This is a genomic window from Micromonospora sp. WMMD708 (genome assembly GCF_049315245.1).
Lineage (GTDB): Bacteria > Actinomycetota > Actinomycetes > Mycobacteriales > Micromonosporaceae > Micromonospora > Micromonospora wenchangensis.
Genome location: NZ_CP186060.1, coordinates 6,751,124 through 6,774,509 on the forward strand (window position 1 = coordinate 6,751,124; position 23,386 = coordinate 6,774,509).

Annotated in this window: 23 protein-coding genes, 1 tRNA gene and 2 pseudogenes; 13 read left to right on the forward strand and 13 right to left on the reverse strand. The window is 73.2% G+C overall.

Features of this window, described 5'->3' with window-relative positions:
• Positions 1–66 precede the first annotated feature (66 nt).
• Positions 67–876 (reverse strand): hypothetical protein, encoded by an 810-nt coding sequence (locus ACN260_RS30025; protein WP_422754097.1) that lies wholly within the window; start codon positions 874–876, stop codon positions 67–69.
• A gap of 167 nt (positions 877–1,043) precedes the next feature.
• Here ACN260_RS30025 and ACN260_RS30030 point away from each other — a divergent pair, with 167 nt between their 5' ends.
• A complete protein-coding gene (locus tag ACN260_RS30030) occupies positions 1,044–2,138 on the forward strand; it encodes a PLP-dependent aminotransferase family protein (protein WP_422754098.1) in 1,095 nt (364 codons plus the stop codon).
• A gap of 296 nt (positions 2,139–2,434) precedes the next feature.
• Positions 2,435–3,583: a magnesium/cobalt transporter CorA gene (corA, locus tag ACN260_RS30035; protein WP_422754099.1), complete on the forward strand. Its 1,149-nt coding sequence runs from the start codon at positions 2,435–2,437 to the stop codon at positions 3,581–3,583.
• A gap of 19 nt (positions 3,584–3,602) precedes the next feature.
• Here corA and ACN260_RS30040 read toward each other — a convergent pair whose 3' ends face one another.
• Both ACN260_RS30040 and ACN260_RS30045 read right to left on the reverse strand, forming a co-directional pair.
• A complete protein-coding gene (locus ACN260_RS30040) occupies positions 3,603–4,517 on the reverse strand; it encodes a polysaccharide deacetylase family protein (RefSeq protein ID WP_422754100.1) in 915 nt (304 codons plus the stop codon).
• A gap of 154 nt (positions 4,518–4,671) precedes the next feature.
• A complete protein-coding gene (locus ACN260_RS30045) occupies positions 4,672–5,535 on the reverse strand; it encodes a hypothetical protein (RefSeq protein WP_422754101.1) in 864 nt (287 codons plus the stop codon).
• Between the two features lie 84 nt (positions 5,536–5,619).
• Here ACN260_RS30045 and ACN260_RS30050 point away from each other — a divergent pair, with 84 nt between their 5' ends.
• Positions 5,620–6,150: a peptidylprolyl isomerase gene (locus ACN260_RS30050; protein ID WP_363649536.1), complete on the forward strand. Its 531-nt coding sequence runs from the start codon at positions 5,620–5,622 to the stop codon at positions 6,148–6,150.
• A gap of 27 nt (positions 6,151–6,177) precedes the next feature.
• Positions 6,178–7,125 carry a rhomboid family intramembrane serine protease gene (locus tag ACN260_RS30055; RefSeq protein ID WP_422754102.1) on the forward strand — a complete coding sequence of 316 codons (948 nt, stop codon included), beginning with the start codon at positions 6,178–6,180 and terminating at the stop codon, positions 7,123–7,125.
• 23 nt (positions 7,126–7,148) lie between these two features.
• Here ACN260_RS30055 and ACN260_RS30060 read toward each other — a convergent pair whose 3' ends face one another.
• Positions 7,149–7,574 carry a PH domain-containing protein gene (locus ACN260_RS30060; RefSeq protein WP_422754103.1) on the reverse strand — a complete coding sequence of 142 codons (426 nt, stop codon included), beginning with the start codon at positions 7,572–7,574 and terminating at the stop codon, positions 7,149–7,151.
• A gap of 104 nt (positions 7,575–7,678) precedes the next feature.
• Here ACN260_RS30060 and ACN260_RS30065 point away from each other — a divergent pair, with 104 nt between their 5' ends.
• The 6 genes and pseudogenes from ACN260_RS30065 to ACN260_RS30090 all read left to right on the forward strand — a co-directional run bounded on the left by ACN260_RS30065 (position 7,679) and on the right by ACN260_RS30090 (position 13,577).
• Positions 7,679–8,851 (forward strand): thiolase family protein, encoded by a 1,173-nt coding sequence (locus tag ACN260_RS30065; protein WP_422754104.1) that lies wholly within the window; start codon positions 7,679–7,681, stop codon positions 8,849–8,851.
• 156 nt (positions 8,852–9,007) lie between these two features.
• Positions 9,008–10,108: an aminoglycoside phosphotransferase family protein gene (locus ACN260_RS30070; protein WP_422754105.1), complete on the forward strand. Its 1,101-nt coding sequence runs from the start codon at positions 9,008–9,010 to the stop codon at positions 10,106–10,108.
• 124 nt (positions 10,109–10,232) lie between these two features.
• Complete coding sequence (locus ACN260_RS30075; protein ID WP_204925418.1) at positions 10,233–10,745, forward strand: hypothetical protein; 513 nt, start codon at positions 10,233–10,235, stop codon at positions 10,743–10,745.
• A gap of 68 nt (positions 10,746–10,813) precedes the next feature.
• Positions 10,814–11,509, forward strand: coding sequence for a response regulator transcription factor (locus ACN260_RS30080; protein WP_422754106.1), 696 nt, complete (start codon positions 10,814–10,816; stop codon positions 11,507–11,509).
• Positions 11,502–12,928: pseudogene (locus tag ACN260_RS30085) on the forward strand (sensor histidine kinase). Before ACN260_RS30080 ends, ACN260_RS30085 begins: the two are co-directional and overlap by 8 nt.
• Before the next feature lie 55 nt (positions 12,929–12,983).
• On the forward strand, positions 12,984–13,577 hold the full coding sequence (locus ACN260_RS30090; protein ID WP_422754107.1) for a hypothetical protein: 594 nt from the start codon (positions 12,984–12,986) through the stop codon (positions 13,575–13,577).
• Between the two features lie 66 nt (positions 13,578–13,643).
• On the opposite strand, the gene ACN260_RS30095 is transcribed toward ACN260_RS30090, so the two are convergent.
• Entirely contained in the window at positions 13,644–15,821 is a 2,178-nt protein-coding gene (locus tag ACN260_RS30095; protein WP_422754108.1) for a phospholipid carrier-dependent glycosyltransferase, read from the reverse strand.
• Between the two features lie 155 nt (positions 15,822–15,976).
• Between ACN260_RS30095 and ACN260_RS30100 the strand changes: the two genes are divergently transcribed.
• A complete protein-coding gene (locus tag ACN260_RS30100; RefSeq protein ID WP_422756878.1) occupies positions 15,977–16,681 on the forward strand; it encodes a glycosyltransferase family 2 protein in 705 nt (234 codons plus the stop codon).
• Positions 16,682–16,706: 25 nt separating this feature from the next.
• Here the strand turns inward: ACN260_RS30100 and ACN260_RS30105 are convergent, their stop codons facing one another.
• Both ACN260_RS30105 and ACN260_RS30110 read right to left on the reverse strand, forming a co-directional pair.
• Positions 16,707–17,591 carry a transketolase family protein gene (locus ACN260_RS30105; protein ID WP_422756879.1) on the reverse strand — a complete coding sequence of 295 codons (885 nt, stop codon included), beginning with the start codon at positions 17,589–17,591 and terminating at the stop codon, positions 16,707–16,709.
• Positions 17,592–17,593: 2 nt separating this feature from the next.
• A complete protein-coding gene (locus ACN260_RS30110) occupies positions 17,594–18,331 on the reverse strand; it encodes a transketolase (RefSeq protein WP_422754109.1) in 738 nt (245 codons plus the stop codon).
• Positions 18,332–18,376: 45 nt separating this feature from the next.
• Between ACN260_RS30110 and soxR the strand changes: the two genes are divergently transcribed.
• The gene (gene soxR / locus ACN260_RS30115; RefSeq protein WP_422754110.1) at positions 18,377–18,838 is read left to right on the forward strand and encodes a redox-sensitive transcriptional activator SoxR; all 462 of its coding nucleotides are present in this window, start codon (positions 18,377–18,379) and stop codon (positions 18,836–18,838) included.
• A gap of 77 nt (positions 18,839–18,915) precedes the next feature.
• Here the strand turns inward: soxR and ACN260_RS30120 are convergent, their stop codons facing one another.
• Positions 18,916–19,893 (reverse strand): NAD(P)H-quinone oxidoreductase, encoded by a 978-nt coding sequence (locus ACN260_RS30120; RefSeq protein WP_422754111.1) that lies wholly within the window; start codon positions 19,891–19,893, stop codon positions 18,916–18,918.
• A 295-nt stretch (positions 19,894–20,188) separates the two neighbouring features.
• On the opposite strand from ACN260_RS30120, the gene ACN260_RS30125 reads away from it, so the two are divergent.
• Positions 20,189–20,275: transfer RNA gene (locus ACN260_RS30125), tRNA-Ser, on the forward strand.
• 207 nt (positions 20,276–20,482) lie between these two features.
• Here the strand turns inward: ACN260_RS30125 and ACN260_RS30130 are convergent.
• The 5 genes and pseudogenes from ACN260_RS30130 to ACN260_RS30150 all read right to left on the reverse strand — a co-directional run bounded on the left by ACN260_RS30130 (position 20,483) and on the right by ACN260_RS30150 (position 23,040).
• Positions 20,483–21,928: an ATP-binding protein gene (locus tag ACN260_RS30130; RefSeq protein ID WP_422754112.1), complete on the reverse strand. Its 1,446-nt coding sequence runs from the start codon at positions 21,926–21,928 to the stop codon at positions 20,483–20,485.
• A gap of 106 nt (positions 21,929–22,034) precedes the next feature.
• Positions 22,035–22,445 (reverse strand): type II toxin-antitoxin system VapC family toxin, encoded by a 411-nt coding sequence (locus ACN260_RS30135; protein WP_422754113.1) that lies wholly within the window; start codon positions 22,443–22,445, stop codon positions 22,035–22,037.
• Entirely contained in the window at positions 22,442–22,567 is a 126-nt protein-coding gene (locus tag ACN260_RS30140) for a hypothetical protein (protein ID WP_422754114.1), read from the reverse strand. The genes ACN260_RS30135 and ACN260_RS30140 overlap by 4 nt, the downstream gene beginning before the upstream one ends.
• An 80-nt stretch (positions 22,568–22,647) precedes the next feature.
• Positions 22,648–22,719: pseudogene (locus tag ACN260_RS30145) on the reverse strand (prevent-host-death protein); the annotation flags it as partial.
• A gap of 78 nt (positions 22,720–22,797) precedes the next feature.
• Positions 22,798–23,040 (reverse strand): GntR family transcriptional regulator, encoded by a 243-nt coding sequence (locus tag ACN260_RS30150; protein WP_422754115.1) that lies wholly within the window; start codon positions 23,038–23,040, stop codon positions 22,798–22,800.
• Positions 23,041–23,386 lie beyond the last annotated feature (346 nt).

The following is a 23,386-nucleotide window of genomic DNA, read 5'->3' on the forward strand; positions in this document are numbered from 1 at the left end:
GGAGGATAGCCCCGCGTGACCGGCCGGCCGCCGTCAACCGGGAGTTCACCCGGGCCGGCCGGGGGTTCAGCCGGGCAGGGCGGCCAGGTCGGCGAGCACGCCCAGCCGCTCGTCGGCGGTCAGCGTCGCGTACGGGCCGGCCGCCCGACGGTCGGTCTCCAGCTCGATGGCCCGCCGTTCCGGCCCGTCCGGCAGCTCGCCGACGCTGGTGGCGGTGTGCCCGGCGGCGGTCCACGCCTGCGCGTACGCGTCGGCCCGGTGGTAGCGCAGCGCGCCGATCCGGTTCAGCAGCAGCACTCCCGGCGGGGTGCCGTCCGGCTCGTACGGCGGGGCGACCGCCGCGAACGCGGGCCCCGGCCCGGCGTCCGGCTCCCCGGCCAGCAGCACCGCGTACGCCACCACCCGCCCGTACGCCTCGACGAGCCGGCGCACCCGGTCGTCGTGCCCGGCCCACAGCTCCTCGGTCACCTCGGCGTGCACCTGGTACAGCTCGGTGAGGAAGTCGACGCCGCGTTCGGTGGCGGTGATCCCGCCGTCGGGTCGGCGGGCGATCGTGCCGTGGGCGACCTGCTTGTCCAGCGCCCGTTGGCAGGTGGCCGGGTCGCGGTAGCGGTTGACGGCGGCGAAGCCGGCCCGGTCGACGGTGCCGCCCGGCGCGGCGAGCCGGGTGCGGAACTCCACCAGGAAGCCGGTGGCGGCGGGCCCGCCGTACCGTTGGCTCAGTTCGGCGCCGCCGCCGTCGCGGCCAGCGAGCATCCCGGCGACGAACGCCCGCTCGACCGCCGGGGCGACCAGCCCGGCGAAGCGGTGCGGTGCCAGCTCGACGCCATCGTCCGTGATCAACGCGCCGGCGCTGCGGAGGGGCTCGGTGGGCACGCTCCGACAGTAGCGAGCGCGGGCCGGCCGCGCCGATGTCCGGTCCCGTCCCGACCTGCACCGGAGTCGACCGGTTCGACCCTTACCACCCCGTGCGGCGTGCCCGCATGTTGAACTTGGCGTGTATGCCGGCCGGAGCGGCCCGGCCAGGCCCTAGGCTCGTGCGCATGACCGCCGAGCAGCTGATCTCGTTCGCCCGTGGCGCGCCCTCGCTGGACATCGTGGATGTCGAGGGGCTCAAGGCCGCCGCCGTCCGTGCCTTCGACGCCGACCCCGCCGGGGTCACCGCCTACGGCACCTCCGTGGGTTACCCGCCCTTGCGGAAGTGGATCGCCGAGAAGCACGGCGTCGAGGCGGATCAGGTGCTGGTCACCAACGGCTCGCTCCAGGCCGACGCGTTCCTCTTCGACCACCTGGTCCGGCGCGGGGACGCCGTGGTGGTGGAGCGTCCCACGTACGACCGGACGCTGCTCAACCTCCAGCGGATGGGCGGCGAGATCCACGGCGTGGGCATCGAGCCGGACGGCCTGGACACCGCCGAGCTGCGCAAGCTGCTGGAGTCCGGGGTACGCCCCCGGCTGGCCCACGTGATCCCGAACTACCAGAACCCGGCCGGGGTGACCCTCTCCCTGGACAAGCGCCGTGAGCTGCTCGACCTCGCCGCCGAGTACGGCTTCACCATCTTCGAGGACGACCCGTACGCCGACATCCGGTTCCGGGGCGAGCCGCTGCCGTCGATGCTGTCGATGGACACCCGGGGTGTGGTGGTGCACGCGTCGAGCTTCACCAAGACCGTCTGCCCCGGGGTCCGGGTCGGTTACCTGGTCGGGCCGGCGAGCCTGATCGCCGACATCGCCAAGAAGGCGACCAGCCTCTACATCTCGCCGGGCATGGTGTCCGAGGCGATCGTGCACCAGTTCTGCGTCTCGGGTGACATCCAGCGGTCGATCGCCACGGTGTCGTCGGCGCTGGGTGAGCGGGCCGGGGTGCTGGCCGAGTCGCTGCGCCGGCACCTGCCCGAGACGACCTTCGTCGAGCCGGACGGCGGCTACTTCCTCTGGGTGGAGTTCCCCGACGACGTGGACGTGGACCGGTTGGCCCCGGCCGCCGCCGAGCGGGGTGTCGCCGTGGTCAAGGGCAGCGACTTCATGGTCGACGGTGGGCGGCACGCGCTGCGGCTGGCGTTCTCCGCGGTGACCGCGGACCGGATCGACGAGGGTGTGCGCCGGCTCGCGGACGCGGTGGCGGCCGTCCGCGGCTGAAATATCTGTCGGGTTTCTGACAAAAGTGCGACGTCGGCCGGTCGAGGGCTCCCCTCGACCGGCCCGGCGACCCACAATGCTGCGAGCGTCACTCACGTTCGGCCGGTGACCCGGTCGTTCCCGCCGGACGGGCTGGGCGACGCGGCAGCATTACCCCCGCCCCCAGCGGTGCCGGGTGGGTCGGGTCGCCCCCTCACCCCCCTGAACGCGGTCCGACCCGCCCGGCGCCCACAGCCGTGATCCCGGCGGCGGCGTAGCCTGCAAGCCGCAGCAGGACACCCGGGAGGGGGAACGCCATGACGGACCGGGCGGCACGGGAGCGGTCGGCGACACTCCACGGCGGTCGGGTGCTGAACCCCCGCGCCTGGGTGTCCCCGGTGCGCGCGATGTCCCGCATCCTCAACGCCGACGGTTCCCCCCGTACCCCCGCGCCCGCCGGCCCGGGACGCAGCGGGGTGGTCGACTGCGGCCTCTACGTCGACGGCGAACGCCGCCCCGGCCAGTGGCAGTACGCCGAGGCGCTGGCCGCCGCCCGCGACGAACGCGACGGGTTCGTCTGGCTCGGGCTGCACGAACCGGAACTGGCCGAGATGACCGCCATCGCCGAGACGTACGGCCTGCACGAACTGGCCGTCGAGGACGCGGTCAAGGCCCAGCAGCGGCCCAAGCTGGAACGCTTCGGCGAGGTCAGCTTCCTGGTGCTGCGGACCGCCCGGTACTGCGAGCACACCGAACTGACCGAGACCTCCGAGGTGGTGGAGACCGGCCAGGTGATGCTCTTCATCGGGCCGAACTTCCTGATCAGCGTCCGGCACGGGGACGCCTGCCGGCTCGCGCCCGTCCGGGCCGACCTGGAGGCCAAGCGGGACCTGCTGCGGCACGGCCCGTGGGCGGTGGCGTACGCGATCACCGACCGGGTGGTGGACCTCTACCTGGAGGTGGCCGACCAACTGGAGGACGACCTCGACGTGCTGGAGGCCGACGTCTTCGACCGGCAGAGCAGCGGCCGCATCCAGCGGATCTACCAGATGAAGCGCGAGCTGGTGGAGTTCAAGCGCGCGGTGATGCCCCTGCAACGGCCGCTGCTGACGCTCACCGCCCAGGTCAACCGGGAGGTGCCGCAGGAGGTACGGCGGTACTTCCGCGACGTGCAGGACCACCTAAGCCGCACCGTCGAGCAGGTCAACTCCTACGACGACCTGCTCAACTCGATCCTCCAGGCCCGGCTGGCGCAGGTCACCGTCGACCAGAACAACGACATGCGCAAGATCGCGGCGTGGGCGGCCATCGCTGCGGTCTGGACCGCGTTCGCCGGGGTCTACGGCATGAACTTCGAGAACATGCCCGAGCTGAAATGGACGTACGGCTATCCGGGGGTGCTCGCGTTGATGCTCGCCATCTCGCTGGCGCTCTACCGGTGGTTCCGCCGCAACGGCTGGCTCTGAGCGCTCCTGGTCAGCCCGGTCAGTGGGCCGGGACAGCCGCCGGGGTGGCCGCCGCCATCAGCTGCGAGACGGTGACGAACTCGAAGCCCCGCCGCCGCAGCCCGGTGATCATCGCGGCCAGCCCCCGGATCGCGACCAGCCGGTCCACCGGCCCGGTGTCGTGGGCGAGCAGGATGGTGCCCGGGTCACAGGAGTCGACGACGTAGTCGACCAGGCCGTCCGGATTCCGGGTGAACCGGGATTCGAGCATCTGCCGGTTCCACAGGACCACCTGGTAGCCGAGGTCGTTGGCGGCGAGCAGGGTGCTGCCGGCGAGGTGCCCGTACGGCGGGCGGAGCAGGGTGGGCTCCCGGCCCCAGAGCCGGGTCAGCTCGTTGTGCGCCCGGCTGATCGCCGTGCACGCCTGCTCGTAGGTCATCTTCGCGAGGTCCTGGTGGGCCCAGGTGTGGTTGCCGACCTCGTGACCGTCGAGCCGGTGCGCCACCAGCCGGCCGTACTCGCGGGCGCGGCGGCCGACCATGAAGAACGTGGCCGGGGTGTCGGTCTGCGCGAGGATCGACAGCACCCGGGGGGTCCAGTTCGGCGCGGGCCCGTCGTCGAAGGTGAGCGCGACCAGCCGGCGGGTGGTGTCCACGCTCCACACCACGTCGACCCGGGACGACCGGGGCGGGGTGCGCCGGTCGGCGTGCACGGTGGCGGCGTACCCGCCGTAGACGGGCAGTTTGCTGTCGGCGGTCGCCTCCGCGTACCCGAACTCGCCGGTCAGCGCCACGCCCGCACCGGCCAGGGCGGCGGCGGTGCCGGAGAGCACCCGCCGCCGGGACAGCGCCCGGTCACGCCCGGCCGGGCGCTCGGCGGACTGGTCCCGGCGCACAGTCGGGGGAGCGCCACTCGGCTCCGCAGCCGGACGCTCCGGGTCGGTGGTCGGCGACATACGAGCACTGTAGGAGCCGGACGCCCGCCGGGTGGGCCCGTAACGGTCGGGGAGAACCCTGAAAAATCCTTACGTTGCCCCGGGGGTCGGAAGCCGGCTGCGGCGCGGGACGACCGGTCAGGTCGTCGCCGCGCCGCCGACGAGGTGCGGGGGATCAGCGCCGGGTGCTGGACGTGGTCTTCCCGGTGTCGAGCGCCTTGCCGAGGTCGTCGGCCGGCCGGCCGGAGACGTCGGTGGCACCCTCGGCGACCGAGGGGACCTTGTCGTTCGGGTGGATCACCGGCTTGCCGGCCGGGGTGCCGGCCGCCACGGCGGAGCTGCCGACGCCGGTGGCCGGAGTGGCCGAACCGGTGGGCGTGGTGCCGCCCGCCGACGGGGTCTCGACCACCAGGATGTCGACATCGTCGCGGGGGGCGTCGACGCCGGCGGTGGCCGACGCGGCGGCGGTGCCGGCGGTGGAGGCACCGGAGGTCGACGACGGGACGGGGGCGGTGCCGATGCCGCGGGTCGGGTCGTACTCGGCCCACTCCTGCTGCTCGCGGCGGCGACGCAGGGCCATCGCGCCGGCCACCCCGGCGACCGTGCCGGCGACCAGCAGGCCCGCCATCATGCCGCGCGAGGTCTGCTTCTTCTTCCGGGCCTTCGGGCTCTTCGCCTTGATCTTCTTGGTCACCTTGGCCTGCTTGGCGGCGGCGGCCTTCTTGCCGGCCACCGCCTTGCCGGCGGCCTCGGCCTGGGCGTTGCGCACCGCCAGGGCCACCGGGGCGAGCGCCGCGGCCGTCGTCGCCAGGCCGCTGGAGGCCCGGTCCCGCACCGCGACCGCGGTCGGCGCGACGGCACTGCGGGCCGACTGGACCCGCGGACCGACCGTGGCGCCGGCGCCCTTCGCCGCGTGCGTGGCGGCCTGCCTCAGGTGACCGATGCCCTGGTGCAGCTCGACCTTTGCCAGCTGCCCCTGGGTCTTGCGCCGCCCGATTCCAAACACGGTCCCACCTCCTGGGAGTTGTTCCTTCGTCATCCTCTACCACCGGATGCCTCCGCACTGCCAGATGGGGCACATGGGAGGATCCGCATGGAACTGACCAACGAGTGAGGAGTACCCGTGGCCGAGGCTGTCTACGCCACCTTGCACACCAACGCTGGCCCGATCCGGCTGGAACTCTTCGGCAATCACGCTCCGAAGACGGTTCGTAACTTCGTCGACCTGGCCGAGGGCAACAAGGAATACACCGATCCCCGCACCGGTCAGCCGGGCAACGGGCCGTACTACGACGGCACCATCTCGCACCGGGTGATCAGCGGTTTCATGATCCAGATGGGCGACCCGACCGGCACCGGCCGGGGTGGCCCGGGTTACACGTTCGCCGACGAGTTCCACCCGGAGCTGCGCTTCGACCGGCCGTACCTGCTGGCGATGGCGAACGCCGGGCCGGGCACCAACGGCTCGCAGTTCTTCATCACCGTCGGCCCGACGCCGCACCTGAACAACCGGCACACCATCTTCGGTCAGGTCGCCGACGAGCAGTCGGCGAAGGTGGTGGACTCGATCGCCAACACCCCCACCGGCCCGAGCGACCGGCCGTTGCAGGACGTGGTGATCGAGCGGGTCGAGATCGAGCGCACCGGGGCCTGACCGCGGCTGCGAGGTACCTTTGCACGCATGACTGAACGCTCCGGGCCGGCCGGCGACGCCACCGGTGGGTCGGTGCCGACCACCCCGGTCTGCTACCGCCACTCCGACCGGGAGACGTACCTCAGGTGCTCCCGCTGCGACCGGCCGATCTGCCCGGACTGCATGCGGGACGCCCCCGTCGGCCACCAGTGCCCGGAGTGCGTGAACGAGGGACGCCGCAGCGTACGGCCGGCGCGTACCGCCTTCGGTGGCGGTGCCGCCGGCCGTCGCGGTCTGGTCACCCGCACCCTGATCGCGCTGAACGTGCTGATGATGATCGTCTCGGTGCTCAGTGACCGGGGCGGCGACTCGCTGATCGGCGGCTCCGGGTTCGGTGGCCTGCTCGGTGGCGGCACCCCGCTGACCCAGTGGGGTTCGGTGCTCAGCTACGCCTCGTACGTGCCGTTCGGCGAGGCGCACGGCGTCGCCTCCGGCGAGTGGTACCGGCTGGTCACCGCGATGTTCCTGCACTACGGCGTGGTGCACCTGCTGCTCAACATGTGGGCGCTCTGGGTGCTCGGGCGGGAACTGGAGGCCCTGCTCGGGCCACTGCGCTTCCTCGGCCTCTACCTGATGGCCGGGCTCGGCGGCAACGTCGCGGCCTACCTGTTCAGCAGCCCCAACACCGCCTCGGCAGGTGCCTCGACGGCGATCTTCGGGCTGTTCGCGGCGGTCTTCGTGCTGATGCGCCGGCTCGGCCGGGACACCTCGGCGATCCTGCCGATCCTGGTGATCAACCTGATCTTCACGTTCACCGTGCCGGGCATCTCCATCCCGGGCCACGTGGGCGGGCTGATCGTCGGGGCGCTGATGGCGCTCGTGCTGGCGTACGCCCCCCGGATGCGACGCTCGGTGTTCCAGGCCGCCGGTGCGGGGGTCATCCTGCTCGCGCTGCTCGGCCTGGTGGTCGTCCGTACGGTGATGCTGCTCGGCTGAGCGGGTCCTGCCCACGCCTGCTGTCAGGGGCGGGCGGCCCGGACCTCCTCGGCCACGTCGGCAGGGGGCGCGCCCAGGTCGGCCCGACCCAGCAGGTGCAGGGTCTCGCCCGCGTCGATCTCCAACGTCTCGCCGGTCAGCCCGAACCGGGTCCGCCGGTCCACGGTGACCGCCTCCACCGCCGGCCACGGCAGGTGAAGCCGCCCGGCGTAGCCCCGGACGACGGTGATCCCGTCGGCGTCCACCGCGAGCCGGACCGGGGCGAGCAGGTCGCGTACCGCCCAGGCGACCAGGCCCACGGCGGCGACGACGGCCAGGGCCAGCCGGACCGGGTCGCCGTCGGCGAGCAGCAGTCCGAGGGCGACCAGCCCGACCGCGCCGGCCAGCTTCACCGCCGGAACCGCCCGGGGGACCCGCCACTGGCGGGCCGGAGACGTTGGTGGATGCACCGTCCCAGCATGCCAGCCGCACCGGGTCGGTCCCGGCGACGCGGGGGGCGGACCGGCGGTCGGGGACGTAGTATCGACACAGCCGAAGTTACCGGGGAGTAGTCATGAGTGACGCAGTCATCGTCGGTGCGGTGCGTACCCCGGTCGGGCGACGCAAGGGCGGGCTGGCCGAGGTGCACCCGGTCGACCTGTCGGCGCACGTGCTGCGCGCCCTCGCCGACCGCACCGGCATCGATCCCGGCCAGGTCGACGACGTGGTCTGGGGCTGCGTGTCCCAGGTCGGCGAGCAGTCCTGGAACGTCGCCCGCAACGCCGTGCTCGCCGCCGGCTGGCCCGAGTCGGTGCCCGGCACCACCCTCGACCGGCAGTGCGGCTCCAGCCAGCAGGCCCTGCACTTCGCCGCCGCGACGGTCGTCTCCGGGCAGGCCGACCTGGTGGTGGCCGGTGGGGTCGAGTCGATGACCCGGGTGCCGATGGGGTCCAGCGTCGGCGACGGCATGCCGTTCAGCGACCGCATCCGGGCCCGCTACCGGGGCGTCGAGGGCTTCGCCGACGACCAGCCGCTCCCGTTCAACCAGGGGGTCGGTGCCGAGCTGATCGCCGCCCGCTGGCGCTTCTCCCGTACCCAGCTCGACGAGTTCGCGCTGGCCAGCCACGAGAAGGCCGCCGCCGCGCAGGACGCCGGGGCGTTCGACCCGGAGCTTGCCCCGGTGCCGTGCAGTGACGGCCGCTCGTTCACCGCCGACGAGGGCATCCGCCGGGACACCTCCCTCGCCGCGCTCGGCGAGCTGAAGACCCCGTTCCGCGCCGACGGGGTGGTGACCGCCGGGTCCGCGTCGCAGATCTCCGACGGGGCCGCCGCGCTCGCCGTCACCACCAGCGAGTGGGCCGGCCGGCACGGTCTGCGCCCGCTGGCCCGGGTGCACACCGCCGTGGTCGCCGCCGACGACCCGGTCGCCATGCTCACCGCCCCCATCCCGGCCACCGCGAAGGCGCTGCGCCGCGCCGGCCTGGGCATCGAGGAGATCGGCGTGTACGAGGTGAACGAGGCGTTCGCCCCGGTGCCGCTGGCCTGGCTCGCCGAGACCGAGGCCGACCCGCAGCGGTTGAACCCGCGTGGCGGGGCGATCGCGCTGGGGCACCCGCTCGGCGCGTCCGGTGCCCGGATCATGACGACGATGCTCCAGCACATGCGGGACAACGACCTCCGGTACGGCCTGCAGACCATGTGCGAGGGCGGCGGCATGGCCAACGCCACCATCCTCGAACTTCTCTGACGCCGCCCGCCCGCGCTTCCCGCAACGGGGCCGATGTTGCGGTGTCCGGATGGCCTTGATGCCGCCACATCGGCCCCGTTGCGATCCCCCCGGCCTCCCCGCCGGGGCGGGAAAATGGGGGGTGTCGGGGTGGGCGGGTGGCCTACTCTGCGCGGCGTGACGATCGTCTCCGTGGCCCCCGGATGGGCCGACCCGCAGTGGCGGGCCACCGCGCTGGACTGGGTGACCGGGCACCTCGACCGGCTCGGCCGGCGGGTCACCGGCCCGGTCGAGGCCCGGCAGCGCCCCTGGTCGCTGGTCTGGCAGGTGCCCACCGACGCCGGGCCGTACTGGTTCAAGGCGAACAACCCCGGCACGGCGTACGAGGCGGTGCTGCTAGCCGAACTGCCCCGGTACGCCCCCGGTCGGGTGCCCGACCCGGTGGCCGTGGACCCCGGGCGCGGCTGGTCGCTGCTGCCCCACGGTGGCCCGTCCCTGCGTGACCTGGCCGAGCCGGACCCGGGCCGGTGGGCCGACGTGCTGGCCGCCTACGCCGATCTGCAACGGACGGTGGCTCCCCGGGCCGACGACCTCGTCGCGCTCGGCGTGCCCGACCATCGGCCGGCTGCCCTGCCGGCCCTGCTCGCCGACCTCCTCGACGACCGCGCCGCCCTCCTCCTCGACCCCGCACCCGACGGCACCGACACCCGCTTGGCACCCGGAGACGACGGCGACGGCGCGACCCGCCCGGCCGCCGGGGCCGACGGTGTCGGGGTCGACGGCGACGGTGGCGGGAGCGACGACGGTGGGCTGGACGCGGCGACCTACGAGCGGCTGCGGGCGTACCAGCCGCGCTTCGCCGACGACTGTGGGCGGCTCGCCGACACCGGCATCCCGGCCAGCGTGCAGCACGACGACCTGCACGACGGGAACGTGTTCGCCGCCGACGGCTACCGCTTCTTCGACTGGGGCGACGCGTCCGTGGCGCACCCGTTCGGCACCCTGCTGGTGACCCTGCGTTCGGTGGCGCACACCTACTCGCTGCCCGAGGGGGACCCGGTGCTGCTCCGGCTGCGGGACGCCTACCTGGAGGCGTGGACCGACCGGTACGACCGGGCGGCCCTGCGGGAGGCCGCCGGGCTGGCCGTACGGGTGACCACGGTGAGCCGGGCGCTGTCCTGGCGGCGGGCGCTGGCCACCACCGACCCGAGCCGCGCCGGGTACGCCGACGCGGTGCCGGGTTGGCTCGGCGAGTTGTTCGCGCCGATGCCCGTCTGACGTCCCGCGCCCCCGGACAGCGGCCGGTACGGAAAGACGCACCGGTGGTGCGACCCGGGGGAGTGGAAGTTCCAAAAGTCGACAGTGACCCACATCACCCCTGGTCACGGCTCGTTGGCCAGGTATGGACGTCTTCTCGCGCACCTTCCTCCCGGCCGCCGCCGAGACCGGGCTGGCGGTCCAGACGGTGAGCCGGCACATGCCGGTCTTCCGCCAGTGCGTCGGGTCGGGGGACGCGACCATCCTGGTCGCCCGGTGCGCCCGCCCCGACCGCCCGGTCGACGGCGACTACCTGCTGCTGCTCACCCACCGCCGGCTGGTGGTCACCCGGCAGACCCGGGTGCTGCACCGGCTGCGCCTGCACCTCAACACCGAGCTGCGGGAGCTGAGCAACGTCACCTGGAGCCCCGACCCGCGCGCGCAGGCCGTCGAGCTGGCCGCCACCGCGATCGACGGGGTACGCGAGCGGTTCGTCATCCGTACCCAGCACCCGAAGCAGGTGTGGCAGCTCGACACGCTGCTGCACCACGCGTTCCGGACCCGGCTGCGCCGGCCCGAGGAACGGGTCGTCGCCACCATCGGTGACGCCCCACCCGTCGCGCCGGCCCCGCTGCTGCGCCCGCTGCCGGCCCGCTGACCGGGTTCTTACCTGACCCGAACACGGCCGTCCGCACCGCCCCACGCCGGGTCGGTCATCATGGGCCGGTGACCGTCGATGCCACCGCACCACGTGGGCTCGTCCTCGTCGTGGAGGACGAACCGGCCATCGCCGACCTGGTCCGGCTCTACCTGGGCCGGGACGGGTTCGGCGTACACCTGGAACGGGACGGCACGGCCGGGCTGGCCGCCGCCCGCCGGCTGCGCCCGGTGGCCTGCGTCCTCGACATCACCCTGCCCGGCCTGGCCGGCACCGAGGTCTGCCGGCGGCTGCGCGAGTCCGGCGACTGGACCCCGGTCATCTTCCTCACCGCCCGCGACGACGAGGTCGACCGGATCGTCGGCCTGGAGTTGGGCGCGGACGACTACGTGACCAAACCGTTCAGCCCCCGCGAGCTGGTGGCCCGGGTCCGGGCGGTGCTGCGGCGCACCGCCGGCGCCCCCGACGGCGCGGACCGGCCCCGCACGGTCGGCCCGGTCACCATCGACCCGGCCCGGCGCACGGTGCTCGCGGCCGGCGCCCCCGTCCAGCTCACCTCCACCGAGTTCGACCTGCTCGCCCACCTGATGGCCCGCCCCGGCCGGGTCTTCACCCGGGAGGAACTGCTGGCCGGGGTCTGGGGGTACGCGGCGCACGCCGGCACCCGTACGGTCGACGTGCACGTCGCCCAGGTCCGGGCGAAGCTCGGCGCGGCCAGCGTGATCCGCACCCACCGGGGCGTCGGGTACGCCGCCGATGGCTGAGCCTTCCGCCCCCCGCCGGGGCACCGCCCCGCGCCGTCGCCGCTCCCTGCACACGCTGACCGCCCGCGCGGTGCTGGTCACCTGCGCCGTGGCGCTGGTGTCGGTGCTGGTCACCGCCCTGGTCGCGGTCCCCCTGGCGGTACGCGGGGTGGAACGCCGCGACCAGGAGGCGCTTGCCGCGCAGGCCCGGCTCGCCGCCGACGTGCTGAAGGTCCGGCCCAGCCGCCAGCGCGACGCGGCCGGCGACCGGCTGATCCGCCAGCTCAAGGACCAGCAGATCGAGGTGTACGTCGTCCAGGGCGGGCTGGCCGACCGCCCCGGCCTGCCCCGGCAGGTGGTGAACCGGATCTCCGCCGGCCGGGACGTCTCCGGCCGCCGGTTCGTCAACGGCCAACGGACCCTCGTCGAGGGTCGGGCGCTGCCCGGCGGGGAGGGGGTGGTGCTGACCCGGGCCACCCCGCAGGGGCCGTGGCGGCAGGTGCTGCGCGCGCTGTGGCTGCCGCTGCTGGCCGGGCTCACCGCCGGGGCGGCGGCCGGGCTGCTGCTCGCCCGCCGGCTGGCCCGCCCGATCCGGCACGCCGCCACCGCCGCCGCCCGGCTACGCGCCGGTGACCGGGCCGTCCGGGTGCCCGTCGAACCGCCCGACGAGGTCGCCGACCTGGCGTACGCGTTGAACGGACTGGCCGCCGCGCTGGCCACCAGCGAGGGCCGGCAGCGGGAGTTCCTGCTCTCCGTCTCGCACGAGCTGCGCACCCCGTTGACCGCGATCCGGGGGTGGGCGGAGGCGCTCGCCGACGGGGTGATCGGCGCGGACGAGTCCACCGCGACCGGTCGGACCATGCTCGCCGAGGCTCAGCACCTGGACCGGCTGGTCGCCGACCTGTTGGCGCTGGCCCGGCTGGAGGCGGTGGACTTCCCGCTGGAACCGGTGCCGGTGGACCTCGCCCGGCTGGCCGCCGACGCCGAACGCACCTGGTCGGAGCGGTGTGCGGCGGTCGGCGTGCCGTTCCGGCTGGAGACGCCGGGCACAGCGGTGCCCGCGTACACCGATCCGGGGCGGATCCGGCAGGTGGTGGACGGGCTGCTGGAGAACGCGCTGCGGGTCGTACCGCCGGGGGCGCCGGTGGTGCTCGCGGTCCGGGCGGCCGGTCCCGGGCCGACCGCCGGTGGGCTGGTCGAGGTTCGCGACGGCGGACCGGGCTTCACCGACGACGACCTGGCGGTGGCCTTCGAGCGGGGGGCGCTGCACGAGCGTTACCGGGGGGTCCGCAAGGTGGGCAGCGGGTTGGGGCTGGCGTTGGCCGCCGGGCTGGTCCGCCGGCTCGGCGGGGAGATCGTCGCCGGGCACGCCGCCGAGGGTGGTGCGGCGTTCACCGTCCGGCTGCCGCCCGTCCTTACCTGACCCGAACATCGGCCTGACCCCGCGCCCATCGGCGTCCGCGAGGCTGGTGGCATCACGGACGAGAGGACACTCATGGCACATCGGGGAATCGCCGTCGCCGCCACCTCGCTGCTCGCGGCGCTCACGTTCGGCGTCGCCGGCTGCGGGACGGCCCAGGTCGCGCAGGACGGCACGAAGGCCGCCGTCGTCGACGTGGCCGCAGCGTTGGGCGTCGAGGGACAGGCGCTGGCCGCGCTGGGCCTCGATCCGGTCGAGTTGGACCTGCTCGCCGCGCCCGCCGCGTCGACCACGCCGTCCCCGCAGGCCGGGGACAAGGGCAAGCGTGGCGAGCGGGCGAAGGAGCTGCGGCAGCGCCGGCAGGCCCGGGTGAAGCTGGGCCGCAACGGCCTGCACGGCGAGGCGGTGGTGCAGACCAAGGACGGCACGAAGACCGTCGTCGTGCAGCGCGGCGAGGTGACCGCGATCGACGGGGACTCGGTGACGGTGAAGTCCACCGACGGCTTCACCCTGACCTGGAAGCTGGGCGACCAACTGCGGGTGGTCGAGCGGCGGACCACCGTCAAGGCCAGCGACGTCAAGGTGGGCACCAAGGTCAACGTGGCCGGGGCCAGGGACGGGGACGCCAGCGTCGCCCGGCTGATCGTGGTGCCGATCAAGCAGAAGTGACCCGTGGGGGACCGGTCGGGGTCGGCGTGGACCACCACGCCGGCCCCGACGTGTGTTCCCCGTGGCTCAGCGGTTCGGTGGCAGGGCGTAGCCGACGTGGTCGCGGTACCCGATCGTCCAGCCCGCCGGGACGAACCGGGCGCACTGGGTGCGGGGGCCGGTGCAGACGATCGCGTCGACCGAGGTGGGGTCGGCCGGCGGCCGGTCGGGCAGCACCGACTGCAACGCCACCAGCTCGGGTGACCGGCCGTCGTCGTCGCGCAGCAGCAGCCACCAGGGGTACTCCCAGTTGTCGTTCTGCTGTACCAGGCCGATCCGTCGGGCGTCGCTCGCCCGGACCGCGGAGGCGGCCCAGCGGAACTCGTCGGCCCACTGCGGCCGGCGCAGGAACCGGGTGTCCCACTCGCCGGTGGTGAAGACCGAACCCGTGCCGACCAGCCGGCGGGGGAAGCCGTAGGACAGGGCCAGCACGCCGGCCAGCGCGGAGGTGGCCAGCACGGTCACCACCAGCCCGGCGGCCACCGACAGGCGGCCCGCCCCGGCCCGCCGCCGCAGCACCACGTCGACCCAGAGCCCCGCCAGAGGTACGGCCAGCACCAGCGCGTACAGCAGCAGGCGGTTCCCCCACGGCTGCCACTTGATCATCGCGGTGTGCAGGACCACCGCGCCCACCACCACCCCCGCGTACGCCCGCAGCGTCCCCGCCCGGCCGGGGACGACCCGCCGGGGCCGGGCGAGCGCGACGACCGCCCCGACCAGCGCCAGCGCCCCGGCCAGCGGGAAGGCCACCCGGTCCTCGTCGGGGTACCAGGCGGGCACCGGGAAGACCTCCCGGCCGAACGTGATGGCCCGGTCCTGCGGGTCGACGCCGATCGCCCGGGAGCCGTCCATGATGGCCGAGGCGGTGCCGGCGCGCAGCGGGGCCAGCGGGGTATCGAACGCGGTGTGTCCGATCCGCAGCGCGTTGACCAGCACGGCGGCCGGGTCGTGCCGTTCCATCGGGATGGACTCCCGCAGCCGGGGCGGCCCCAACGGGTGACCGAACTCGGCGGTCTCCCGGGCCAGGAACGGCCCCACCACCGTCGCCGCGACCAGCAGCACCAGCAGCGAACCGCCCACCGTCCGGGCCACCTGCCGGGCCCCGGTCGGCGCGGCCCGGTCGGCGGTGCCCGCGGCGGGCCGGCGGGCCAGCCGGAGCTGGGCCAGGCCCCAGAGCAGCAGCAGCGGCCCGACGGCGATCAGCCCGCTGGTCTTGGTCAGCGCGGTCAGGCCGGTGGCCGCGCCGAGCGCCAGCGCGTCGGTCAGGCCGGCCCGGCGGTGCAGCCCGTCCAGCACCAGGGTGGCGGCGCAGGCGGCCCAGGCGGCGGCGACCAGGTCGGTCTGGGTGCTGGTCGCCTGGAGGGCCACCATCGGCGTGGTGGCGAGCAGGAACGCGGTGACGAGCTGGGCCCGGCGGCCCCCGCCGAGCTGGGCGGTGATCCGGGTGGCCACGAGCAGGCAACCGATCCCGGCGGCCCACTGCACCAGGTTGTGCAGGGTGTCCCCGCCGGTGAACAGGCGCAGGTGCAGCAGCAGGTATTCCGCGCCGGGCGGGATGGTCACCTGCCGGTGGATCGCGGTGGGCCAGAACTCCAGGCTGCCCTGGGCCACCCAGTGTTCCACCTTCGGCAGGTGGTACGTCTGCGAGTCGAAGTTGTTCGGCTCGGCCAGCAGCGCCACCACCAGCTCGATCAGCACCACGGCGAGCACCGTGCCGGCGAGCAGCCGTTCGCCCCGGGTCGCCGTACGCCGGAGGTGGGTCAGCCGGTCCGCCCAGCCGGTCAGCAGCGCCGCGACGCCGCCCCGGACGGTGGCCGGGGCATCGGCCGGCGGCGGTCCGGACGCCGCGCCGAGGGTCGGGTGGTCCGCCGGTGGACCACCCACGGCTGCGCCGACCAGCACCGCCCGCCGGCTGCCGGCGACGGCGGCCGGGGGTGCGCCGGGGTCGCGTCGCCGGCCGGCCGCCACCGCGAACCCGGCGACGAAGAGCAGCCAGACCAGGGCGAAGGCGGGCAGGGTGAGCGCGTCGAGGGCGCCCAGCACCTCCACGGTCAGCACGGCGAAGGCCCCGGTCAGCAGGGCGGCCCGGACCACGCCGAGGCGGTGCGGGGCGACCACCCCGGCGGCCCGGGGGCGCAGGAGGGCGGTGAGTAGCACGAGCGCCGCGACGGGGGCCGCCACGAGCATCCAGCCGGCTGCCGACATGGGCGGAAGTAAACACCATTTCCCGCGATGACCGGGTGCCGGCCGGTCCGGTGGCTACCGATAACGGGCACCCGCCACCACGGTGGCGACCCTCGCGCGGCTGACCTGCCAGGCTAGGCTATGCCCGACTTACTGTCGCCACCGTGGAGATTCCCGTGAAGCTCTCGATCCTCATGCCGGTCTACAACGAGGAAGAACGCATCGCGGATGCCCTCAAGCAGGCATTGGCGGTCGATTATCCGTGCGAGATCGAGTTGGTCGTGGTGGACGACGGCAGCCGCGACGGCACCGGGGAGATCCTCGGCCGGGCGGACGACTCGCGGCTACGGGTGATCACCCACCCGCGTAACGCGGGCAAGGGCGCGGCGATCAGGACGGCCGTGGACAGCGCCGAGGGCGAGTACATGGTCATCCTCGACGCCGACCTGGAGTACGACCCGCAGGACATCCCCCGGTTGCTCGCCCCGGTGCTCGACGGGCGGGCCACCGTGGTCTACGGCAACCGCACCTTCGGTAGCCACAGCGCCTACAGCTTCTGGTACGTGATGGGCAACAAGGGCGTCACGATGGCGGCGAACGTGCTGTTCAACTCCTACATCGGCGACCTGGAGACCTGTTTCAAGCTGATGCCTGTCGAGCTGTACCGGTCGCTGGGCATCCGGTCCCGGGGTTTCGGGATGGAGGCGGAGGTGACCGGCAAGCTGCTGCGCCGGCGTATCCGCCCGTACGAGGTGCCGATCAGCTACCGGGCGCGCGGGCGCGAGGAGGGCAAGAAGATCACCTGGAGGGACGGGGTCGAGGCGATCTGGATCCTCGGCCGGGAACGCACCCGTCGCCGTCCCGCCCACCCGCCCCGCTGACCCGCCCCTCCCGACTCGCCCGCGGTCATCCCGCCGGGGTCAGGAAACCGCCGATCGCCCGGCGCAGCCCGGCCGGGTCGAGGCCGTGCCACCGGTCGTGGTCCTCGGCGGTGCCGTAGCGCCGCAGTTCCGCCCGGCCCACCCCGAGGCCGAGCAGCCGGTGCGGCCGGTCGGCCAGCGCCTCGGCCACCACCCGCGTCGAGGTGCCGGCCAGGTAGGGCTCCACCACGATCACCTCGGTCGCGGCCAGCGCCCGCAGCCCGGTCACGTCGAACGGCCGGGGCCGGTGCGTGTAGGCCACCGTCACCGGTAGGCCGGCCACCGCCGCGAGCGCGGTGTCGAGCACCGGACCGACCGCCACCAGCAGCGCCGCGCCCGGCCCGGCGTCGCGGACCACCTGCAACCCACCCGCCTGCGGGTACGCCCGCGTGTTGCTGCGCAGCGACAGTCGCAGGTAGGTCGAGTGCTGCCCGCAGACCGCGTCGTGCAGCAGGTCGGGCACCTCGTCGGGGTGGCCGGGCACGTGCACGGTCCAGCCGTGGAGGGTGTCGATCAGGGCGACGTCGGCCGGGGCCAGGTGGGTCCGGCCGGCCTCCGCCCGGTCGTACGACGCGCCGATGCTGACCAGCACCGCGCCGACGCCCTGGTGGTCGAGGTCCAGCTTGATCTGCTCGTACGCCCGCTCGACGAGGAACGGGGCGTAGCTGTGCACGATCGGGCGCTGCCCGGCGAGGGCGAGCCCACCGGCCACCCCGATCATCAACTGTTCCCGGATGCCCACGTTGACCACCCGGTCCGGATACCGTCGGCCCGCCTCGGTGAAGGCGTCGGCGGAGATGTCGGCCAGCACGATCGTGGTCCGGGGGTCGTCGAGGAACCCGGTGGCGCTGGCGACGAAGGTGTCCCGCATGGTCATGACCGGCTCCCCGGGGTCGGTCCGTCGACGGGCGGGGTGTCGACGGCGACGACGACGTGCGGGCGGTGGCCGTCGTGGCCGGTGAGGGCGGCGTGCAGGGCGTCGTGGTCGTGTCCGTCGACGGTGGCGGCGGTCCAGCCGTTGACGGTGAACCGGCTGGCCACCCCGCCCGGCCAGCCGTGACTGGCAGACGCGTTGTCGACCACGATCGCGGTGAGCCCGGCCAGGCCGGTGGCCCCGGCGTACGCGATCGCCTCGTGGTTGGAGCCCTCGTCGAGTTCGGCGTCGCCGAGCAGGACGTACACCCGGGGGGTGGTGCGGCCCTGGGCGCGCAGGCCGAGCGCGGTGCCCACGCCCAGGCCGAGGCCGTGGCCGAGCGAGCCGGAGCCGATCTCGACGCCGGGGACGAGGGTGCGGTCGGGGTGGCCGCCGAGGCGGCTGTCGGGCCCGCCCGCGTCGTCGAGCCAGTCGACGGGGATGAACCCCTTGGCGGCGAGTACGCCGTAGTAGCCCGCCACGGCGTGCCCCTTGGAGAGCAGGAAGCGGTCGCGGTCCGGGTCGTCGACGGTGGCCGGGGTGACCCGCAGGACCCGGTCGTAGAGGACCCAGTGCACGTCGACGGTGGAGTACACGTTGGCGTCGTAGGTGCCACCGGCGCGGATGCGTTCCAGCGGCGCGACGACGGGGGCGGGCAGGGCGTGGCCCCGGGGGTGGGTTGCGGTCGATGTGGTCATGACGTTAGCGTGCTACTTGAAGTTAACTTCAACTCAAGGGCAGTGATGCACGAGTCACTCACCATCGGTCAACTCTCCGCGCGCAGCGGGGTGGCCCAGTCGGCGCTGCGCTACTACGAACGCCTCGGGCTGATCCACGCCGAGCGCACCGGCGGCAACCAACGTCGCTACGCCCGCACCGAGCTGCGCCGGGTGGCGTTCATCCGGATCTCCCAGCAGGTCGGCATCTCGCTGGACGAGATCCGTGCCGCACTGGACTCGCTGCCCTCGTCCCGCGCCCCCAGCCCCGACGACTGGGCCGCCCTGTCCCGCACCTGGCGGGAACGGCTGGACGAACAGATCAAGCTGCTCGGCAAGCTCCGCGACGACCTCGACGGCTGCATCGGCTGTGGCTGCCTGTCGTTGCAGCGCTGCACCCTCTACAACCCGGGCGACCGGCTGGCCGGCGAGGGCCCCGGCGCCCGCCTGGTGCTGCCCCGCCGGGACGGCCCGCGTCCGCCGGCCTGAACGCCCCGGGTCTGCGCCCTGCTACGCCTGCTCCGTCCGGCGGTCCCGCCGGGGCACCTCGTGGTCCGGCCGGACCGTCACCCGGTGGTGAGCAGCACCTTGCCCACGTGGTCGCTCGACTCGACCAGCCGGTGCGCCTGCGCCGCTTCGCGCATCGGCAGCCGCCGGTCCACGATCGGCCGGACCGCGCCGGCCTCGACCAGCGGCCACACCTGCTCCCGTACGCCCCGGACGATGTCCGCCTTGTCGGCCAGCGGACGGGACCGCAGCGCGGTCGCCGCCACCGACGCCCGCTTCGCCAGCAGCGCGCCCAGATCCAGTTCCGCCTTCCGGCCGCCCTGCATGCCGATCACCACCAACCGGCCGCCGTCGGCCAGCGCCGCCACGTTCCGGCCCAGGTAGGACGCGCCCATGATGTCGAGGATCACGTCCGCACCCCGCCCGTCGGTGACCCGCCGGACCTCCGCCACGAAATCCTGCTCGCGGTAGTCGACCGTGTGCGCGGCCCCCAGCTCCCGCAGCCGGTCGTGCTTGGCCGACCGGGCGGTCGCCACCACCGTCGCGCCCAGCGCCGCGCCGAACTGCACCGCGAACGTGCCGATGCCGCTGCCGCCGCCGTGCACCAGCAGCGTCTCACCCTTGCCCAGGTGGGCCACCCGGACCAGGTTCGACCAGACCGTACAGGCCACCTCGGGCAGCGCGGCGGCGTCGACCGGGTCGACACCGGCCGGCACCGGCAGCAACTGCCCGGCCGGCACGGCCACCCGCTCGGCGTACCCGCCGCCGGCCAGCAGCGCGCACACCGGCTGACCCACCGCCCACCCGGTCACCCCCGCGCCGACCGCGCCGATCACCCCCGAACACTCCAACCCGGGGTACGCGGGCGCGCCCGGCGGCGGCGGATACTGCCCCTGCCGCTGGAGCAGGTCGGCCCGGTTCACCGCGCTGGCGGTCACCTCGACCACCACCTCACCCGCGCCGGGCTCCGGGTCGGGCACCTCCGCCCAGACGAGCGCGTCGGGTCCACCGGGTGCCGGGATCGTGATCGCGTGCATGGCCCAGTCTTACCCGATCCGGGCCGGGAACCACGCCGGTCTGTCGACAACCGCCATCCGGGCAGGTCCGGCCGGCAATATCCACCGGCCGTCGCCGGGGGCGGTCCACCGCTCGCCCACGACGGCCGGAATTTCGGCCACAGTGGACCATCCGGGTGAGGTCACGCTGGTCATGCCAGGGATCAAGGACCCCTCTCCGGTATGCCGAACCCCGCCCGACGGCGATGGGCCGGCTCGTCCGGACGCGGTTCGTGGCAGACTAGGCACAGGCCGCGCACCCCCGGGTGGCGGTTCGGGAGGGTTCGCCTAGTGGCCGATGGCGCTGGTCTTGAAAACCGGTAAGGCAGCGATGTCTTCGTGGGTTCGAATCCCACACCCTCCGCATCCAGAGCCGCAGCGACGCTCCCTGACCAGTGCGGACGCCGGCAGGGGGCGTTTCGTCACTTCGGATCGGTCCCACTTCGTCGCATTGGGTCGTCCCGTTTCGCTTGTCGGGTCGCATTCGTGTCGGCGTCACACGGCTTCCTCGGTGGTCCTGCGCCGCTCCGCTCCGGTGCTGACACCGGCCGCAGCCGCAGCGGCGTGGGCATCAGCCGCGTGGAGTGAGACTGTGCCGATACGTGGTGGTGCGGCCTCTGCCGCCGTCCTGGTGCACGAGACCACGGTTGCGCAGGCTTCGGAGGGCCTTGCGAATGTTGGGCCCGGTCAGGTCGAGGATTGCCTCCAGTTGGGCAACGGTTCTCGGTGCGGGTCCGAGCGCGTCATAGATGCGTAGCTCGGTGGCGTTGAGGTCCGGGCTCGTGGAGTTTGCTGCGGGACCCCGGAGCAGCACGGTGAACCTGATGTTGGTGTCGACGTACTGCGCCGGTGGCAGGGCATGGTCTGACAGTTCGTGAGCAATCGTGGGGATGCCGCTGGCGAGGGCCTCGATGACCCGGCCGCCGGTGGCGGCCGACCGGACGTGTTGGCAGATGGCCACGAGGAGCCCGTTGCGGGCGGAGGTGACGGCGTCGTGGCCGAGGCGATCGACAGTGATGCCGTACAGGCCACCCGGGTTGGTGATGACGAGACGGTCGCGGCGTAGCCGTACCTCGATGGCGAAGGCCTGTGACCAGTGGTCGAGGTCGCGGTGGATGAGAGCGTTGGCGATGATCTCGCGAAACGCGACCAGGGGGTAGGTGGGTCGATCAGTGACACTGCCATCGGGGTTGGCGACGATGACCGTGTCGAACGTGCGGCGCGCCCAGTCGAGGGCGGTGTCGAGCATGCGGGGAATGGGCCCTGTGATCGTGATCTGGTTGCGGGCCCGCGTTCCGGGAGGGTCATGGGGCAGGGGTTCGGCGGAAGCCTGAATGACGTAACGGGGAAAGAACTGCTGTGGGTGGACACCGAGGGCGAGCAGGCCGGCCGTGGTGGGTCGACCTCTGCTCACGGTGACTCCAGCCCGACGCAACAACTCGGCGTCGTCGGTGAAGCGCCCCAGTCCAGTGGCGTCCCGCTCTCGTACCGTCGCCAGGAATGAGGCGACCAACTGCGGATCGAGGTCGTCGAAGCTGGCACCGTCAACGGGCTGGCGATCGAACAGCGGTGGTCGCCGGGCGGTGAGGAAGCCTTGCGTCTCCAGGTCGGAGAGCGGAAAGTCGCCATCGTAGCCGCGAAGATAGGCGGTGCCCGTGGCGGTGACTCGACACGGTTTCGCCGAGGGGTCACATTCGTGGACCCGGGCGACGATCACCGGTTTCCCGTCGACGACGCCATCGTCGATGGACAGGCGCACCGGCGGTGTGTATGCGCGGGCCTTGGTGGCGAGGCCCTGCTTGAGGAGCTGTGGATCGGCGAGTGGCACCGGGCGGAAGCCGGTACGTTCGTCCAGGCCCAGGATGATCGTCCCACCACCGGGAAGGTTGGCCAGGGCGCTCAACGAGGAGGTCAGCGATACAGGCAGTCCGCCTGCGGCAGCCTTGACCTCGACACCGGTCGTGTCCCCGCCAGATGCACGCAGCGTCTGCACCAGGTCGGCTAGGTCCTCGGTCATGGCGCGAAATGTAACTGCGCGTGAGTTACATTTCAAGCTTTTCGGGTTACATTTGGGGTGTGTCGTACGGAGGGCTGGAATCCGTACCGGGGCGGGGACCGGTAGGTCAGTTCTGGCCGGGGCTTGCTGTGGGTAGTCCTGCGTCCTTGGCGCATTCGAGCAGCCGTCGGTCGTAGGTGACGAAGGCGGTGAGTGCCATGCCGGACTCGTTGGTCAGCACGTGGGCGGTGGCCAGGTGGATGGCGTCGAGGCTGCGGAGCGTCGGCTCGGCGAAGGCGGCTGCGGTCGCCCGGATCGTGCTGTCGATTTCCAGGCGGAACACCCGTCCGACGGCGGTCGGCACGCCGATCAACGCCTGCGGGGCTGACCGGCGCAGAGCTCTGGGGACTTCCACCTCGACGAGGGCGGAGGAGACCAGGGGTACGTCGTCGTGCGTGTTGAGCCAGGCGACGAGGTCGGTGCTGCATTCCTTCTGCCGGACCAGCTTGATGATGGCGGCGGAGTCGAGATAGATCACCAGCGTTCGTCGTCGCGCATCGCGGCGAGCGAGGCGGCCACGTCCACGTTCTCGTCGCCGAGCTTCGGTGGTAGCGGCACGGGGCCGCCACCGGTGGGGGCGACGGCCCGTCCTGCCGACACCAGTTGGCCAACACCGACCGGTCGTCGCTCACCGGGACGAGGCGGGCGATCGGGCGGCCGCGATCGGTGATCTCCAGGGTTTCGCCGCCACTGACCCGGGCCAGTACCTGGCTCGTGTTCTGGTTCAGCTCCCGGACACCGATACGCTCCATGACCCGAATGTAGAACTAGACGTTCTACCGCTCTAGCTTCTGGCCTTTTCGGGACCGTCGGTCTCAGTTGTTCGGTGCCTACGCCTGCGGGTGGTTCTCGGTTACGTAGGTGCCGCGCTGGGGCATGGTCATGACCAGCCCGCGTTCCCGTAGCAGGGCGATCGCCGCGCGGACCGTGCCGCGCGCCACCCCGTACTCCTGCTGTAGCCGCAGCTCGCTCGGTAGCGGCTTGAGCGGCTGCAACTCCCCCGACTCGATGCGCTTGGTGATCAGGTCGGCGAGCTGCACGTACAGGGGCGTCGGCGAGAACTGGTCGACCATGACGTCAACCTACGGACGACCAGGAAGCTCGGGTCGTCAGGTAAGTACTGTACCTACTGAACAAGTTGAACCTCCTGTACTTTCTGAACCAAGAGCGTTACCGTTTCGCAGGATCGCAAACGTCGGCAGAAGGACCGGATGCTCATGCTGCGCTCGTTGATCACACGTGCCCTGCGCCGGCTGGCTGGCCGTCCGAGTGCTTCCCCACCGTTGGATCGGACCGGTCCCGCCACCGCGTATCCGAATCAGACCGGCGCGTGGGCTCCGGTCCGGAGCACGCCACCCCAGCCCTACCCGCGCAGTGCCATCGATGACTGCCGCTGCCGGGTGGCGGCTGGCCGCCGGG